The following is a 13,824-nucleotide window of genomic DNA, read 5'->3' as shown; positions in this document are numbered from 1 at the left end:
CACAGCGCGAGTCCCGGGCCTTGAGCCGGATCCGGGCCTCGGGAGGAGAGCGGCCCTCGTGGAGTGGGGGCCGCTCTTTCCTACGTGCCGGCCGTGGGGGCGGCGGCGTTCAGGTCGGAGAGCTCGGCCTCGGAGAGGTGCAGGTCCGCCGCCTGTGCGGAGTCTCGTACGGTCGAAGGCCGGCTCGCTCCCGGGATGGGCAGAACGGTGTCGGAACGGGTGAGGAGCCAGGCGAGGGCGACCTGTTGGGGGCTGATGTGCCGGGATCGGGCGACTCGGTGGAAGGCGCCGAACTGCGGATCTTCCGCTTGGGTGGAGGTGCCGTCCAGGGAGGATCGGGAGATGCCGCCGAGGGGGCTCCAGGGGAGGAAGGCGAGGCCGAGGTCGGCGCAGAGGCGGAGTTGGGCCTCGCTGTCGCGTACGGCGGGGGAGTAGCGGTTCTGGACGGAGACGAGGCGGTCGCCGAGGATCTCGCGGGCCAGGAGGATCTGGGGGGAGTCGACGTTCGAGATGCCGGCGAGGCGGACGGTGCCGGCGTCGAGGAGGTCCCGTACCGCGCCCAGGGATTCGGCGTAGGGGACGGAGGGGTCGGGCTTGTGGAGTTGGTAGAGGCCGATGGTGTCGACGCGGAGCCGTAGTGCCGAGGCCTCGGCTGCCCGGCGGAGGTGATCGGGCCGGCCGTCGACCGTCCAACCGCCGTCGGGGGTGCGTCCGCGGCCGCCCTTGGTCGCCACGAGGACGTGGTCCGTGGGGCCTCGGTAGGACGCCAGGGCCCGGGTGACGAGGAGTTCGCCGTCGCCGGGGGTGCCGCCCGGCGGGTGGTAGGAGTCGGCGGTGTCGAGGAGGGTGACGCCGGCGTCGAGTGCGGCGTGGAGGGTGGCGACGGCCCGGTCCTCGTCGGGCCGGCCTTCGATGGACAGGGGCATCGTGCCGAACCCGACCGCCCCGACCCGTACGTCCCCGAGCATCCGGTAGCGCATCAGAGCACCGCCCCGGCCGCATCCCCGGCGGCGGAACCGAAGCCGGTCCCGGCAGTGGACCCGACGGCGTCCCCGGCGGCGGACCCGACGGTGTCCCCGGCGGCATCCCAGCCCGTACCCCCGCCCGTACCCCCGCCCCCGACCGTCTCCGCCACGGCCCTGGCGAGCCATTCCGCGGAGTGGGTGAAGGAGTAACCGAGGGAGGTCGCGCGGGAATTGTCCATGCCGTATGAGCGGGTGAAGGAGAAGGGGGAGACTTCGCCGACCTCTACGGGGTGGAAGGTGGCGCGGCCGCCGGTGAGCTGTTCGATCGCGGTGCAGATGTCGGTGGTGGTGAGGGGGCCGTGGGAGTGGGCGTTGACCGGGCCGGTGAAGTGCGATGCGACGGTCCAGGCGAGGAAGGAGGCGATTTCCTCGACGTATATGTACGTCGCGGGGTGGTTCACGACGGGGACGGCGATCGGTTCGCCCGTGCGGACGCGTCGGGCGTAGTGGTCGAGGCGGCCGGTGAAGTCGTCCGTGCCGCCGAGTACGTGGGCGACGCGCACCGAGGTCCAGGCGAAGGGGGAGCCGGTGGCGAAGACGGCCTCGGCCTGGCGCTTGCCCTCGCCGTAGTGGGTGTCGAGGAAGTCGGGGTCGTCCCAGGGGAGGCTCGTGTCGACGTGCACCGTTTCCAGGTCGAGCGCGGATTCGGTGACGGGGACGGGCGAGTCCTCGTACTCGTACACCTCGACGGTCGAGGTCATGACGTAGCGGCCGGTGCGGGGGCCGAAGACGCGGAGGGCGATCTCGGCTTGGCGGGGGGTGTAGCAGACCTGGTCGACGACGACGTCGAAGGTGCGGCCCGCGAGGGCGGATTCGAGGCTGGATTCGTCGTTGCGGTCGGCGATGATCTGCTCGATTCCGGCGGGGGCGGTGGAGGAGCCCCGATTGAGCACCGTGATGTGGTGCCCGGATTCCCGAAGGAGGGCGATGAGCCGCTTTCCGAAATAGCGATTACCGCCGATGACCAGAATGTCCATGAATCCCAACTCCCTTGTCTACGGGGTCAAGTGTTACGTTGTGCGCTCGCTGATTGAAGGGGGAAACATGGGACTCGCGGCCGCCGCACCGAAGGAACCACGGCATTCGCGGGCCGGCGCCGAGGAAACGTCGGCGGTCGTTTTCGACCCCATCGACCGGCAGATCCTGGACCTCCTGCAGACCGACGGACGGATCAAGCTCAGCGAGCTCGGCCGGCGGGTCAGGCTGAGCCCTGCGGCGGTCACCGAGCGGGTGCGCCGCCTGGAGGCGGGCGGGGCGGTCACGGGGTACGGGGCGCACGTGTCCCCGGCGCGGCTCGGCTACGGCATCCAGGCGTTCATCCGGGTGAACCCGCACGGCGGCTACACGCTGAAGCACCCCCGCACCCTGGAGCTCACCGCGCGCCCGGAAGTCCTGGAGGTGCATCACGTGGTCGGCGAGGACTGCTGGATCCTCAAGGTCGCCGTCACCGACACGATCCATCTCGAAGACGTCCTGGAGCAGACCTCGGCGCTCGGCCGGACCACGACGTCGATCGTGCTGTCGTCCCCGGTCGAGCGGAAGCCGCTGCTGCCGCCTTCCTGACGCCGCCCGGCCCTCGCCCCGATCCTGCCCTCGCCCCGATCCCGCCCTCGCCCTGACGCAGCCCCCGCCCCGCCCCCGCCCCGGTGCCGCCCCTGACCCCCGTCTCTTGCCTTGACGTCGGCGTCAAGGCCTACGGTCGGGGACATGCGCATCGGAGAGCTGGCCGAGCGGGCCGGAACCACCACGCGGACGCTGCGGTACTACGAGTCCCGGGGCCTCCTGACCGCCCGGCGTACGGAGCAGGGGTACCGCACGTACGACGAGGGGGACCTGCGGCTGCTCCGGCAGATCAGGACCTTGCAGGACTTCGGGTTCGAGCTGGAGGAGACGCGGCCGTTCGTCGACTGCCTGCGGGCCGGGCATCCGGCGGGGGACGCCTGTCCCGCGTCGATCGCCGTGTACCGGCGGAAGGTCGCGGAGCTGGACGGGCTGATCGACCAGCTCCGGGCGGTGCGTGCCCAGGTGGGCGCGCAGCTGCTGCGGGCCGAGGCGGAGCTGGCGCACGGCCCGGAGCCCCGGTGCGAGTTCGATGCGGAGACCGATGGGGCGACGGAGACGGAAGGGAAAGGGTGACGGAGATGGCGACGACGGGATACGGCGAGGTCGTGGGCGAGGTCACGGACGCGGACTTCGGGACGGAGGTGCTCGGGGCGGGGGTGCCGGTCCTGGTGAAGTTCACGGCGGAGTGGTGCGGGCCCTGCCGGCAGATGAGGCCGGTGCTCGGGGCGGTCGCGGCGGAGGGGGCGGGGCGGCTGCGGATCGTCGAGATGGACGTGGACCGCAACCCGGAGACGGCGCTGAGGTACGGGGTCCTCGGGACTCCGACGCTCATGGTGTTCAGGGCGGGCGAGCCGGTGCGGTCCCTGGTGGGGGCGCGGCCGAAGCGCAGGCTCCTGGAGGAGCTGGCGGACGTGCTGTCCGGGTGACCGTCGACTGAGAGGCGCATACAGAAATACCCCGACTAGAATTGACAGTCGGGGTATTGCGTCGCGTATATTCATGGATTCCGTGTCTGGACATACGAGAGACGCGGAGAAGTTCAATAAACGCACTGTATCGCGCCGGGAGTCGAATTGTCAACCGAGGAATTTCGGAAAGAACAGCAATTCATCACCGATCTGTACGCACGACTCGACGACCTCAGGGACCAGGCCGAGGCCGCCGTCGAGCGGGCCCTGCGCACCCCGGGGGTCGGCGGCAACCAGGGGCGGCTCGAACGGGACGTGCTGGTCGCCGAGCAGTCCGGTCTGCTCGCCGCGCTGAACGCGGGGGAGAGCGGGCTGTGCTTCGGCCGGCTCGTGTTCAAGGACGGGCGCGACCACCACATCGGGCGGCTCGGCATCCGCGAGGACGACCCGAACCGCACCCCGCTCGTCGTCGACTGGCGCGCCGAGGTGGCCCGCCCCTTCTACCTCGCCACCGGGTACGAGCCGATGGGGCTGACCCGGCGCCGGCACATCACCACCCTCGGCCGCACCGTGACCGCGCTCCACGACGAGGTGCTCGACCTCGCCGACGCCACCCGCACCGGCCACGAGAGCCGGGACGCCGACGAGGTGCTGCTCGCCGCGCTCGACGCCGCCCGCACCGGCCGGATGCACGACATCGTGCAGACCATCCAGGCCGAGCAGGACGCCATCATCCGCTCGCCGCACCGCGGGGTACTCGTCGTCGAGGGCGGCCCCGGCACCGGCAAGACCGCCGTCGCCCTGCACCGGGCCGCGTACCTCCTCTACGCCCACCGCGAGCAGCTCGCCAAGCGGGCCGTCCTCATCGTCGGCCCCAACCCGGCGTTCCTCGGCTACATCGGCAACGTCCTGCCCTCCCTCGGCGAGACCGGCGTCCTCCTCGCCACCCCCGCCGAACTCTTCCCCGGTGTCCGCGCCACCGGCACCGACACCCCGGAAGCCGCCGCGGTCAAGGGCTCCGCCGCCATGGCCACCGCCCTCGCCGCGGCCGTACGCGACCGCCAGCAGGTCCCCGAACGCGGCGAGCCGCTGATCGTCCCGCACGACGACGGCGACCTGGTCATCGACTGGGACATGGCCCTGGAGGCCCGCCACAAGGCCCGCGAGACCGCCCTCCCGCACAACCTGGCCCGCCCGTACTTCGTCTTCCGGATCCTCGACGCGCTCGCCGAACAGCTCGCCGACCGGATCGGCGCCGACCCCTACGGCGGACCCAACTTCCTCGGCCCCGACGACATCGCGCTGCTCGCCAAGGGCATCGCCGCCAACCCGGAGGTGTACGCGGCGATCGGCACGCTCTGGCCCGCGCTCACCCCGCAGGACTTCCTCGCCGACTACCTCGCCGAGCCCACGCACCTGCCCGAGGCGGACGCCGCGGCGATCCGGCGCGACGGCGGCCCCTGGACCCCCGGCGACGTCCCCCTCCTCGACGAGGCGGCCGAACTCCTCGGCGAGGACGACTCCGCCGCCCGCGCCGCCGAGGAAGCCGAACGGCAGAAGCAGATCCAGTACGCGCAGGGCGTCCTCGACGTCTCCTTCGCCTCGCGCACCTACGAGTTCGAGGACAAGGAGGAGCTCGACAAGGACGCGTCCGAGGTCCTCTCCGCCCACGACATCATCGACGCGGAACGGTTCGCCGAACGCCACGAGGAGGCCGACCACCGCACCGCCGCCGAACGGGCCGCCGCCGACCGCACCTGGGCCTTCGGGCACATCATCGTCGACGAGGCCCAGGAACTCTCCGCGATGACCTGGCGACTCCTCATGCGCCGCAGCCCCAACCGGTCCATGACGCTCGTCGGCGACCCCGCCCAGACCGGCGACCCGGCCGGCGTCGGCGCCTGGCGGAGCATCCTCGCCCCGTACGTGGAGGACCGCTGGGACCACGTGCGCCTCGGCGTCAACTACCGCACGCCCGCCGAGATCATGGCCGTCGCCGCCGAGGTGCGGCGGGCCGACGACCCCGGCTTCGAGCCGCCGAGCTCGGTGCGCTCCACCGGCGTGGAACCCTGGGACCTGACCGTCGAGGACCCGGTGAAGGAGGCCGCCGACGCGGTCGCCGCCGAAGCCCGCGCGGAGGGCCGGCTCGCCGTCATCGCCCCGCCCGCCCTCCACCCCGGACTCGTCGCCGCCCTCCCCGACGCCTCGTACGGCCCGAAGCCCGACCTCACCCGCCCGGTCGTCCTCCTCGACCCCCGGCAGGCCAAGGGCCTGGAGTTCGACACCGTCCTCGTCGTCGACCCGGACGGCATCCGGGCCGGCGCCACGCACGGCGTCAACGACCTGTACGTGGCACTGACCCGGGCCACTCAGCGGCTCGGGATCATCCGCCCGGCGGCCGCCGAGCCGGCCGTCACTCCGGCTGTCACCCCGGCCGCCGAGCCGGCCGTCACGCCGGCCTGAGCCAGACCGTCGCCAGCGGCGGCAGGGTCATGCGCAGGCTCGCCGCGCGGCCGTGCCACGGCACCGACTCGGTCTTCACCGGGTCGGTGCCGACGACGTCGCCGCCGCCGTAGCGGGCGGCGTCCGTGTTGAGGACCTCCGCCCAGGCCGCGAAGGAGTCCGGCACGCCCAGCCGGTAGTCGTGCCGGACGACGGGCGAGAAGTTGGACACGGCGAGCAGGGGCGAGCCGTACGCGTCGAAGCGCAGGAACGCGAAGACGTTGTCCTCGGTCGCGTCCCCCACCACCCACTGGAAGCCCTCCGGGGCCGTGTCCCGCTCCCAGAGCGAGGGGCTCGCCGCGTACACCGTGTTGAGGTCGCGCACCAGGTCCCGCACGCCCCGGTGGTCGGCCTCGGCGCCGTACGACGGGTCGAGCAGCCACCAGTCCGGGCCGTGCTCGGCCGACCACTCCCCGCCCTGGGCGAACTCCTGCCCCATGTAGAGGAGCTGCTTGCCGGGGTGGGCCCACATGAACCCCAGGTAGGCCCGGTGGTTCGCCCGCTGCTGCCACCAGTCGCCGGGCATCTTCGACACCAGGGACCGCTTGCCGTGCACGACCTCGTCGTGGGAGATCGGCAGGATGTAGTTCTCGCTGTACGCGTAGACCATCGAGAACGTCATCTCGTGGTGGTGGTACTTGCGGTGCACCGGCTCCTTCCCGACGTAGCCGAGCGAGTCGTGCATCCAGCCCATGTTCCACTTCATGCCGAAGCCCAGGCCGCCGAAGCCGCCCGGCCCCACCTGGTCGGTCGCCCGCGTCACGCCGTCCCAGGCCGTCGACTCCTCGGCGAACGTCACGATGCCGGGGCAGCGCCGGTACACCGTCGCGTTCATCTCCTGGAGGAAGGCGACCGCGTCCAGGTTCTCCCGGCCGCCGAACTCGTTCGGCAGCCACTCGCCGTGCTCCCGCGAGTAGTCGAGGTAGAGCATCGACGCCACCGCGTCCACCCGCAGCCCGTCGATGTGGAACTCCTGGCACCAGTAGACCGCGTTCGCCACCAGGAAGTTCCGCACCTCCTTGCGGCCGTAGTCGAACTCCAGCGTCCCCCAGTCGGGATGGTGCGAACGGCGCGGGTCCTCGTGCTCGTACAGCGGCCGCCCGTCGAACTCGGCCAGCGCCCAGTCGTCCTTCGGGAAGTGCGCCGGGACCCAGTCCATCAGGACCCCGATGCCCGCCGCGTGCAGCGCGTCCACCAGGAACCTGAAGTCGTCCGGGGTGCCCATGCGGGCCGTCGGCGCGTAGAACCCCGTCACCTGGTAGCCCCACGAGCCGCTGAACGGATGCTCGGCGACCGCCATGAACTCCACGTGCGTGAAGCCCAGGTCCCGCACGTAGTCCGGCAGCTGCTCCGCCAGCTGGCGGTACGTCAGGCCCGGCCGCCACGACGGCAGGTGCATCTCGTACACCGACAGCGGGGCCTCGTGGTGCGGACGCGCGCCGCGCCGCTCCATCCACTCCGCGTCGTCCCACACGTAGTGCGACTCGGTGACGATCGACGCCGTGTTCGGCGGGCACTCCGTACGGCGGGCCATCGGGTCCGCCCGGACGGTGTGCGAACCGTCCGGGCGGGCGATGTCGTACTTGTAGACGGCGCCCTCGCCGATCCCCGGCACGAACAGCTCCCACACGCCCGTCGAACCCAGCGACCGCATCGGCAGCCCCGTGCCGTCCCAGTACGTGAAGTCGCCCGTGACCCGCACCCCGCGGGCGTTCGGCGCCCACACGGCGAAACGGGTGCCGGCGACGCCCTCGTGCGTCATCGTGCGCGAGCCGAGCGCCGTCCACAGCTCCTCGTGCCGGCCCTCCCCGATCAGATGCAGGTCCAGATCCCCGAGCGACGGCAGGAAGCGGTACGGGTCCCGCACCGCGAGCTCCTCCCCGCCGTCCTCGTACCGGACCCGCAGCTCGTACGCCGGGACCTTGCGCAGCAGCGGGATCACCGCCGAGAACAGGCCGTCGCCGTCGTCGTGCAGCACCACGTGCCGGTCCTTCGTGACGACGGCGACCTCCTTCGCCCACGGGCGCAGCACCCTTACGGCGATCCCGCCCTTCACCGGGTGCGCACCCAGCACGCCGTGCGGATCGTGATGCTCACCCGCCAGCAGGCGGGCCCGCTCTCCCGGGTCGAGTGGTGGCGCCTTCCTCACCGCGGTCCGGTCCGGCGTGGCCGTCTTCTTGGTGCGGGACGTCTTGCCTGCGGATCGGGCGGTCACCGGGAGCCTCCTGAAGGGCGGGGGGAACGGGGGTACGGATGCGCAACGTCTTCGCGCCACGACTGGAAACTCGGCCGAACGGGCCCCCTCCCCATTCCCGCAGGCAGCCCCCACCCCCCACATGCTCCAAACGGGTCCCTCCCGAGCCACGGCGCCGCCCGGGTGGGGGGCGCCGTGGGTGGGGTGGGGGTCATAGGGGGGTGGAGAGGCGGTGGATGGCGGACATGGGGACGGGGAGCCAGTCGGGGCGGTGGCGGGCTTCGTAGACGACTTCGTAGACGGCTTTGTCGGTCTCGTAGGCGCGGAGGAGCGCGGGGTCGGCCCGGGGGTCGGTCCCGGCGGCCTCGGCGTAGCCGGTGCAGTAGGCGGCCCGGCAGCGGGCGGCCCAGTCGGCGTTCCAGGGGCGGTGGGTGCGGGCGGCGTAGTCGAAGGAGCGGAGCATGCCGGCGACGTCGCGGACGGTGGGCTGGGGGCTGCGGCGTTCGTCGAGGGGTTTCGCGGGTTCGCCCTCGAAGTCGATGACGGCCCAGGCGCCGTCGGACCCGCGGAGGGTCTGGCCGAGGTGGAGGTCGCCGTGGATGCGCTGGAGCGCGCCGGTGCCGCCGCCGGCCGCGGCGAAGACGGCCCGCAGGCCGGGGACGTAGGGCAGGAGGGCGGGTACGGCCTGGGCCGCGGCGTGGAGGCGCCGGTCCATGGCGTCGGCGACCTCCTCGGCCTCGGCCTTGCGGAGCCGTCGGGTGGGGAGGGCTTCGGCGAGGGCGAGGTGGACCTCGGCGGTGGCGCGGCCGAGGGCGCGGGCCTCGGTGGTGAACTCGCGCCCGTCGGCGAGCGCGTCGAGCGCGAGCCGCCAGCCGTCGCGGGAGTCGCGCAGGTAGGGCTGGAGGACGCCGAGGGTGGAGGCCCCGGACTCGAACCAGGCGACGGGTGCGGGGACCCGTTCGCAGCCGGCCTGGCTGAGGGCGAGGGGGAGTTCCAGGTCGGGGTTGGCGCCGGGGCTGACCCGTCGGAAGATCTTGAGGATGAACGAATCCCCGTAGACCAGGGACGAGTTGGACTGTTCGGCGTCGAGCATGCGGGGGGCGAGGGCGGCGGGCAGTGCGGTGGTGGCGTGGAAGCGCAGGGGGCCGGTCCGGCCCGGGGTGCGCAGCCGCTCGTAGAGGAGTCCGGCGAGCCGCGGGTCGCGCAGCCCTTCGTACACGGCCCGTCCGGCGAGCGGTCCCTGCCGGATCCGCCCGATCAGAGCGGGGGCGAGGCGGGGCGGGAGCTGGGTCCGGACGCCCAGGAGGAGTTGGTAGCAGTCGGCGGGCGTGCCGGCCGGCCGGCCGGGTTGCTCGACCCGTACGAGGAGGTGGAGGAGGCCGGGTCCCGCGCCGTCCAGGGGCAGCAGCTCGGTGGCCGCGTCCAGTGTGAATCCGGTGACCCGGCGGCCCTTGCCCGCGAACCAGCGCTGCCGTGGCAGCCATTCGTGGAGCAGGGGGGCGAGGGACGGTAGGAGGGCGTCCGGGGCCCGGGTGGTGGATGCGGTCTCCGGCATGGCATCGCGTCCTTTCCCCGGGGCGCGCAGTTGATTTTCGTGTGCGTTCAAATGCGCAGAGTGTCCCGGATTGCGGCTATGGCTGTCCGGATGTGCGGGACGTGTCGGAAAGGGAAGATCCGTATGGGTCCGCCAAGTGGGCCCGGATGGACCTGAATCGTGTGTGGTTCACAGTGCCCAGAGTGGGACGGTGGAAACCGTCCCACTCCGGGCGAGCGGGAACTGACTCCCGCTCAGGCCTTCTTGAGACGGAACCAGTAGAAGCCGTGTCCCGCAAGGGTCAGGAGGTAGGGCAGCTGGCCGATGGCCGGGAACTGCACCCCGCCGATCAGTTCGACGGGACGGATCCCGTCGAAGCGCCGCAGGTCGAGCTCGGTGGGCTGGGCGTGCCGCGAGAAGTTGTTCACGCAGAGGACCAGATCCTCGCCGTCCTCGCGCAGGAAGGCGAGTACCGCCGGGTTGGACGCCGGGAGTTCCGTGTACGTTCCCGTGCCGAAGGCCCGGTTCTGCTTACGGATCTCGATCATCCGTTTCGTCCAGTGCAGCAGTGACGACGGCGAGGCCATGCCCGCCTCGACGTTGGTCACCTGGTAGCCGTGGACGGGGTCCATGATGGCCGGCAGGTAGAGCCGTCCGGGGTCGCAGGAGGAGAAGCCCGCGTTCCGGTCGGGTGTCCACTGCATCGGGGTCCTGACCCCGTCGCGGTCGCCGAGCCAGATGTTGTCGCCCATGCCGATCTCGTCGCCGTAGTACAGCACCGGCGAGCCCGGCAGCGAGAAGAGCAGCGCGGTGAACAGCTCCATCTGCTTGCGGTCGTTGTCGAGGAGCGGGGCGAGGCGGCGCCGGATGCCGATGTTGGCCCGCATCCGCGGGTCCTTGGCGTACTCGGCGTACATGTAGTCGCGCTCTTCGTCGGTGACCATTTCGAGGGTGAGCTCGTCGTGGTTGCGCAGGAAGATGCCCCACTGGCAGCCGGAGGGGATCTCCGGGGTCTTCGCCAGGATCTCCGACACGGGGTAGCGGGATTCGCGCCGGACGGCCATGAAGATCCGCGGCATGACCGGGAAGTGGAAGGCCATGTGGCACTCGTCGCCGCCGGAGCGGAAGTCGCCGAAGTAGTCGACGACGTCCTCGGGCCACTGGTTCGCCTCGGCGAGCAGCACCGTGTCCGGGTAGTGGTCGTCGATCTCCTTGCGGACCCGCTTGAGGAAGCCGTGGGTGGCGGGGAGGTTCTCGCAGTTGGTGCCCTCCTGCTGGTACAGGTACGGCACGGCGTCGAGCCGGAACCCGTCGATGCCCAGGTCGAGCCAGAACTTCAGCGAGGAGAGGATCTCCTCCTGGACGGCCGGGTTCTCGTAGTTCAGGTCCGGCTGGTGCGAGAAGAACCGGTGCCAGTAGTACTGCTTGCGGACCGGGTCGAAGGTCCAGTTGGAGGTCTCGGTGTCGACGAAGATGATCCGGGCGTCCGCGTACTGCTTGTCGTCGTCGGCCCAGACGTAGTAGTCGCCGTAGGGTCCCTCCGGGTCGCGCCGGGACTCCTGGAACCACGGGTGCTGGTCGCTCGTGTGGTTCATGACGAAGTCGATGACCACGCGCATCCCGCGCTGGTGGGCCGCGTCGACGAACTCGACGAAGTCGGCCAGGTCGCCGAACTCGGGGAGCACCGAGGTGTAGTCGGCGACGTCGTAGCCGCCGTCCCGCAGCGGGGACTTGAAGAACGGCGGCAGCCAGAGGCAGTCGACGCCCAGCCACTGGAGGTAGTCCAGCTTGGACGTGATGCCCTTCAGGTCGCCGACGCCGTCGCCGTTGCTGTCCTGGAAGGAGCGGACGAGGACCTCGTAGAAGACGGCCCGCTTGAACCAGTCGGGGTCGCGGTCCTTGGCGGGGGTGTCCTCGAAGGTGTCGGGGACGGGCTCGTTGACGGTCATGATGTGGGTGACCCTCCGGTCTGCGGGGACGGTCGCAGGACCAGGACGTGCGCGGGTGTGACACCCGGTTCCAGGCGCACGTAACTGGCCCTGCCCCAGTGATAGGTCTCGCCGGTGAGCTCGTCGCGCACCGGCACGGTCTCGTGCCAGTCGAGGCCGAGTTCCGGCATGTTCAACGAGAGTGAAGCCTCCTGGGTGTGGTGCGGGTCGAGGTTGACGACCACCAGAACGATGTTCGAACCCGAGCGCTTCGAGTACGCGATCACCTGGGGGTTGTCGGTGTCGTGGAAGGTCAGGTTCCGCAGCCTGCGGAGCGCCGGGTGGCGGCGCCTGGCCCGGTTCAGGGCGGTGATCAGCGGGGTGATCGTCGCCCCGGACCGCTCCGCAGACTCCCAGTCCCTCGGCCGCAGTTCGTACTTCTCCGAGTCGAGGTACTCCTCGCTGCCGTCCCGCAGCGCGGTGTTCTCGCACAGCTCGTACCCGGCGTACATGCCCCAGGACGGCGACAGCGTCGCGGCGAGCACCGCGCGCGCCTCGAACGCGGGCCGGCCGCCCTCCTGGAGGTAGGCGTGCAGGATGTCGGGGGTGTTCACGAAGAGGTTCGGCCGCATCTGCGCGGCCGTGTCCCCGGACAGCTCGGTGAGGTACTCCGTCAGCTCCTCCTTGGTGTTCCGCCAGGTGAAGTACGTGTACGACTGCTGGAAGCCGATCGCGCCGAGCGTCCGCATCATCGCCGGCCGGGTGAACGCCTCCGCCAGGAAGATCACGTCCGGATCGGCCCGGTTGACCTCGCCGATCACCCGCTCCCAGAACACCACCGGCTTGGTGTGCGGGTTGTCGACGCGGAAGATCCGGATCCCGTGGTCCATCCAGAACCGCAGCACCCGCACGGTCTCGGCGACGATCCCGTCCATGTCCCGGTCGAACGCGATGGGATAGATGTCCTGGTACTTCTTCGGCGGGTTCTCCGCGTACGCGATCGAGCCGTCCGGGCGGTGGTGGAACCACTCCGGGTGCTTCTCCACCCATGGGTGGTCCGGAGAGCACTGGAGCGCGAAGTCCAGCGCGATCTCCAGCCGCAGCTCCCGGGCCCGCGCCACGAACGCGTCGAAGTCCTCGAAGGTGCCGAGGTCCGGGTGGAGCGCGTCGTGCCCGCCCTCCGGCGAGCCGATCGCCCACGGCACGCCGACGTCGTTCGGCGACGCCGACAGCGAGTTGTTCGGGCCCTTGCGGTGGGTCTCGCCGATCGGGTGCACCGGCGGCAGGTACACCACGTCGAAGCCCATCGCCGCGACCGCCGGGAGGCGTTCGGCCGCGGTGCGGAAGTTCCCCGGGACCGTACGGCCCTTGACCTTCCGTACGCCCTCCGAGCGCGGGAAGAACTCGTACCAGGAGCCGAAGAGGGCCCGCTCGCGCTCCACCTGGAGGGGCAACGCGGGGGAGGAGGAGAGGAGTTCGCGCAGCGGGTGGCGGTCGAGGGACTCGACCACGCGGGGCGCGAGCGAGGCCGCGAGCCGCACGGCGGCCGGCCGCGACACGTCGCGCAGCGCGTCCGCGGCGGCGAGCACCGCCTCCCGGCCGCCGCCCTTCTTCGGGACGCCCTTCGCGGCGCGCTCGTGCAGCTCGGCCCCCTCGGCGAGGACCAGTTCGGAGTCGATCCCGGCCGGGATCTTGATCCTCGCCGTGTGGCGCCAGGTCGCCACCGGGTCGCTCCACGCCTCGACGGTGTACGTCCACAGGCCCTCGGCGTCCGGGGTGACCTCGGCACCCCACCGGTCGGTACCGGGGGCCAGTTCGCGCATCGGGGTCCATGGGCCGGGGCGGCCGGACGGGCCGCGCAGCACGACGTTGGCGGCGACCGCGTCGTGGCCCTCGCGGAAGACGGTCGCCGTCACCTCGAAGGTCTCTCCGGCGACCGCCTTCGCGGGGCGGCGGCCGCAGTCGACCAGCGGGCGTACGTCCAATACGGGAATGCGTCCCATGAGCGGATTCACAGCATCACCTGACGGGTTACGGGGGTGCGGGTGGTGGTGCGCTCTTTCTAGCTCCGCCGACGGCCGGCGGGTTGAGGGCATGGCCGCTCCTGTCCGCGTTCACTCGGATGGCGGGTCCACAGGGAGTACGGGGGTCCACGGGAAGTACGGGGTCA

At 71.4% G+C, this 13,824-nt stretch carries 10 protein-coding genes; 4 read left to right on the top strand and 6 right to left on the bottom strand.

Annotation, left to right across the window (positions count from 1 at the left end):
• Positions 1-80: 80 nt before the first annotated feature.
• Both ACFCY7_RS20315 and ACFCY7_RS20310 read right to left on the bottom strand, forming a co-directional pair.
• The gene (locus ACFCY7_RS20315; RefSeq protein ID WP_376486974.1) at positions 81-980 is read right to left on the bottom strand and encodes an aldo/keto reductase; all 900 of its coding nucleotides are present in this window, start codon (positions 978-980) and stop codon (positions 81-83) included.
• The gene (locus tag ACFCY7_RS20310) at positions 980-2,002 is read right to left on the bottom strand and encodes an NAD-dependent epimerase/dehydratase family protein (protein WP_376486971.1); all 1,023 of its coding nucleotides are present in this window, start codon (positions 2,000-2,002) and stop codon (positions 980-982) included. Before ACFCY7_RS20310 ends, ACFCY7_RS20315 begins: the two co-directional genes overlap by 1 nt.
• A 67-nt stretch (positions 2,003-2,069) precedes the next feature.
• On the opposite strand from ACFCY7_RS20310, the gene ACFCY7_RS20305 reads away from it, so the two are divergent.
• The 4 genes from ACFCY7_RS20305 to ACFCY7_RS20290 all read left to right on the top strand — a co-directional run bounded on the left by ACFCY7_RS20305 (position 2,070) and on the right by ACFCY7_RS20290 (position 5,959).
• Positions 2,070-2,588 (top strand): Lrp/AsnC family transcriptional regulator, encoded by a 519-nt coding sequence (locus tag ACFCY7_RS20305; RefSeq protein ID WP_376486968.1) that lies wholly within the window; start codon positions 2,070-2,072, stop codon positions 2,586-2,588.
• Between the two features lie 144 nt (positions 2,589-2,732).
• Positions 2,733-3,161: a MerR family transcriptional regulator gene (locus ACFCY7_RS20300; protein ID WP_376486967.1), complete on the top strand. Its 429-nt coding sequence runs from the start codon at positions 2,733-2,735 to the stop codon at positions 3,159-3,161.
• A gap of 5 nt (positions 3,162-3,166) precedes the next feature.
• Positions 3,167-3,514, top strand: coding sequence for a thioredoxin family protein (locus ACFCY7_RS20295; protein ID WP_376486965.1), 348 nt, complete (start codon positions 3,167-3,169; stop codon positions 3,512-3,514).
• A 147-nt stretch (positions 3,515-3,661) separates the two neighbouring features.
• Positions 3,662-5,959, top strand: a complete 2,298-nt coding sequence (locus ACFCY7_RS20290) for a HelD family protein (RefSeq protein ID WP_376486963.1) — start codon at positions 3,662-3,664, stop codon at positions 5,957-5,959.
• On the opposite strand, the gene glgB is transcribed toward ACFCY7_RS20290, so the two are convergent.
• The 4 genes from glgB to ACFCY7_RS20270 all read right to left on the bottom strand — a co-directional run bounded on the left by glgB (position 5,946) and on the right by ACFCY7_RS20270 (position 13,657).
• Positions 5,946-8,213: a 1,4-alpha-glucan branching enzyme gene (gene glgB, locus ACFCY7_RS20285; protein ID WP_376486960.1), complete on the bottom strand. Its 2,268-nt coding sequence runs from the start codon at positions 8,211-8,213 to the stop codon at positions 5,946-5,948. The two genes, ACFCY7_RS20290 and glgB, sit on opposite strands and share 14 nt — an antisense overlap.
• 190 nt (positions 8,214-8,403) lie before the next feature.
• Positions 8,404-9,747 (bottom strand): maltokinase, encoded by a 1,344-nt coding sequence (locus ACFCY7_RS20280; RefSeq protein ID WP_376486957.1) that lies wholly within the window; start codon positions 9,745-9,747, stop codon positions 8,404-8,406.
• A 233-nt stretch (positions 9,748-9,980) separates the two neighbouring features.
• Positions 9,981-11,675: a maltose alpha-D-glucosyltransferase gene (gene treS, locus ACFCY7_RS20275; RefSeq protein WP_376486955.1), complete on the bottom strand. Its 1,695-nt coding sequence runs from the start codon at positions 11,673-11,675 to the stop codon at positions 9,981-9,983.
• Positions 11,672-13,657 carry an alpha-1,4-glucan--maltose-1-phosphate maltosyltransferase gene (locus tag ACFCY7_RS20270; RefSeq protein WP_376486952.1) on the bottom strand — a complete coding sequence of 662 codons (1,986 nt, stop codon included), beginning with the start codon at positions 13,655-13,657 and terminating at the stop codon, positions 11,672-11,674. Before ACFCY7_RS20270 ends, treS begins: the two co-directional genes overlap by 4 nt.
• Positions 13,658-13,824 lie beyond the last annotated feature (167 nt).

The organism is Streptomyces sp. NPDC056361 (assembly GCF_042262805.1).
In the GTDB taxonomy this organism is placed as follows: Bacteria; Actinomycetota; Actinomycetes; order Streptomycetales; family Streptomycetaceae; genus Streptomyces.
This window is presented reverse-complemented; position numbering and strand designations above follow the sequence as displayed.

What these genes read in the sequence shown, in the direction of transcription:
- ACFCY7_RS20305 (WP_376486968.1), top strand. Translation starts at nt 2,070, where the DNA reads ATGGGACTCGCGGCCGCCGCACCGAAGGAACCACGGCATTCGCGGGCC.
- ACFCY7_RS20300 (WP_376486967.1), top strand. Translation starts at nt 2,733, where the DNA reads ATGCGCATCGGAGAGCTGGCCGAGCGGGCCGGAACCACCACGCGGACG.
- treS (WP_376486955.1), bottom strand. Translation starts at nt 11,675, where the DNA reads ATGACCGTCAACGAGCCCGTCCCCGACACCTTCGAGGACACCCCCGCC.
- ACFCY7_RS20270 (WP_376486952.1), bottom strand. Translation starts at nt 13,657, where the DNA reads ATGGGACGCATTCCCGTATTGGACGTACGCCCGCTGGTCGACTGCGGC.
- ACFCY7_RS20310 (WP_376486971.1), bottom strand. Translation starts at nt 2,002, where the DNA reads ATGGACATTCTGGTCATCGGCGGTAATCGCTATTTCGGAAAGCGGCTC.
- ACFCY7_RS20315 (WP_376486974.1), bottom strand. Translation starts at nt 980, where the DNA reads ATGCGCTACCGGATGCTCGGGGACGTACGGGTCGGGGCGGTCGGGTTC.
- ACFCY7_RS20295 (WP_376486965.1), top strand. Translation starts at nt 3,167, where the DNA reads ATGGCGACGACGGGATACGGCGAGGTCGTGGGCGAGGTCACGGACGCG.
- ACFCY7_RS20280 (WP_376486957.1), bottom strand. Translation starts at nt 9,747, where the DNA reads ATGCCGGAGACCGCATCCACCACCCGGGCCCCGGACGCCCTCCTACCG.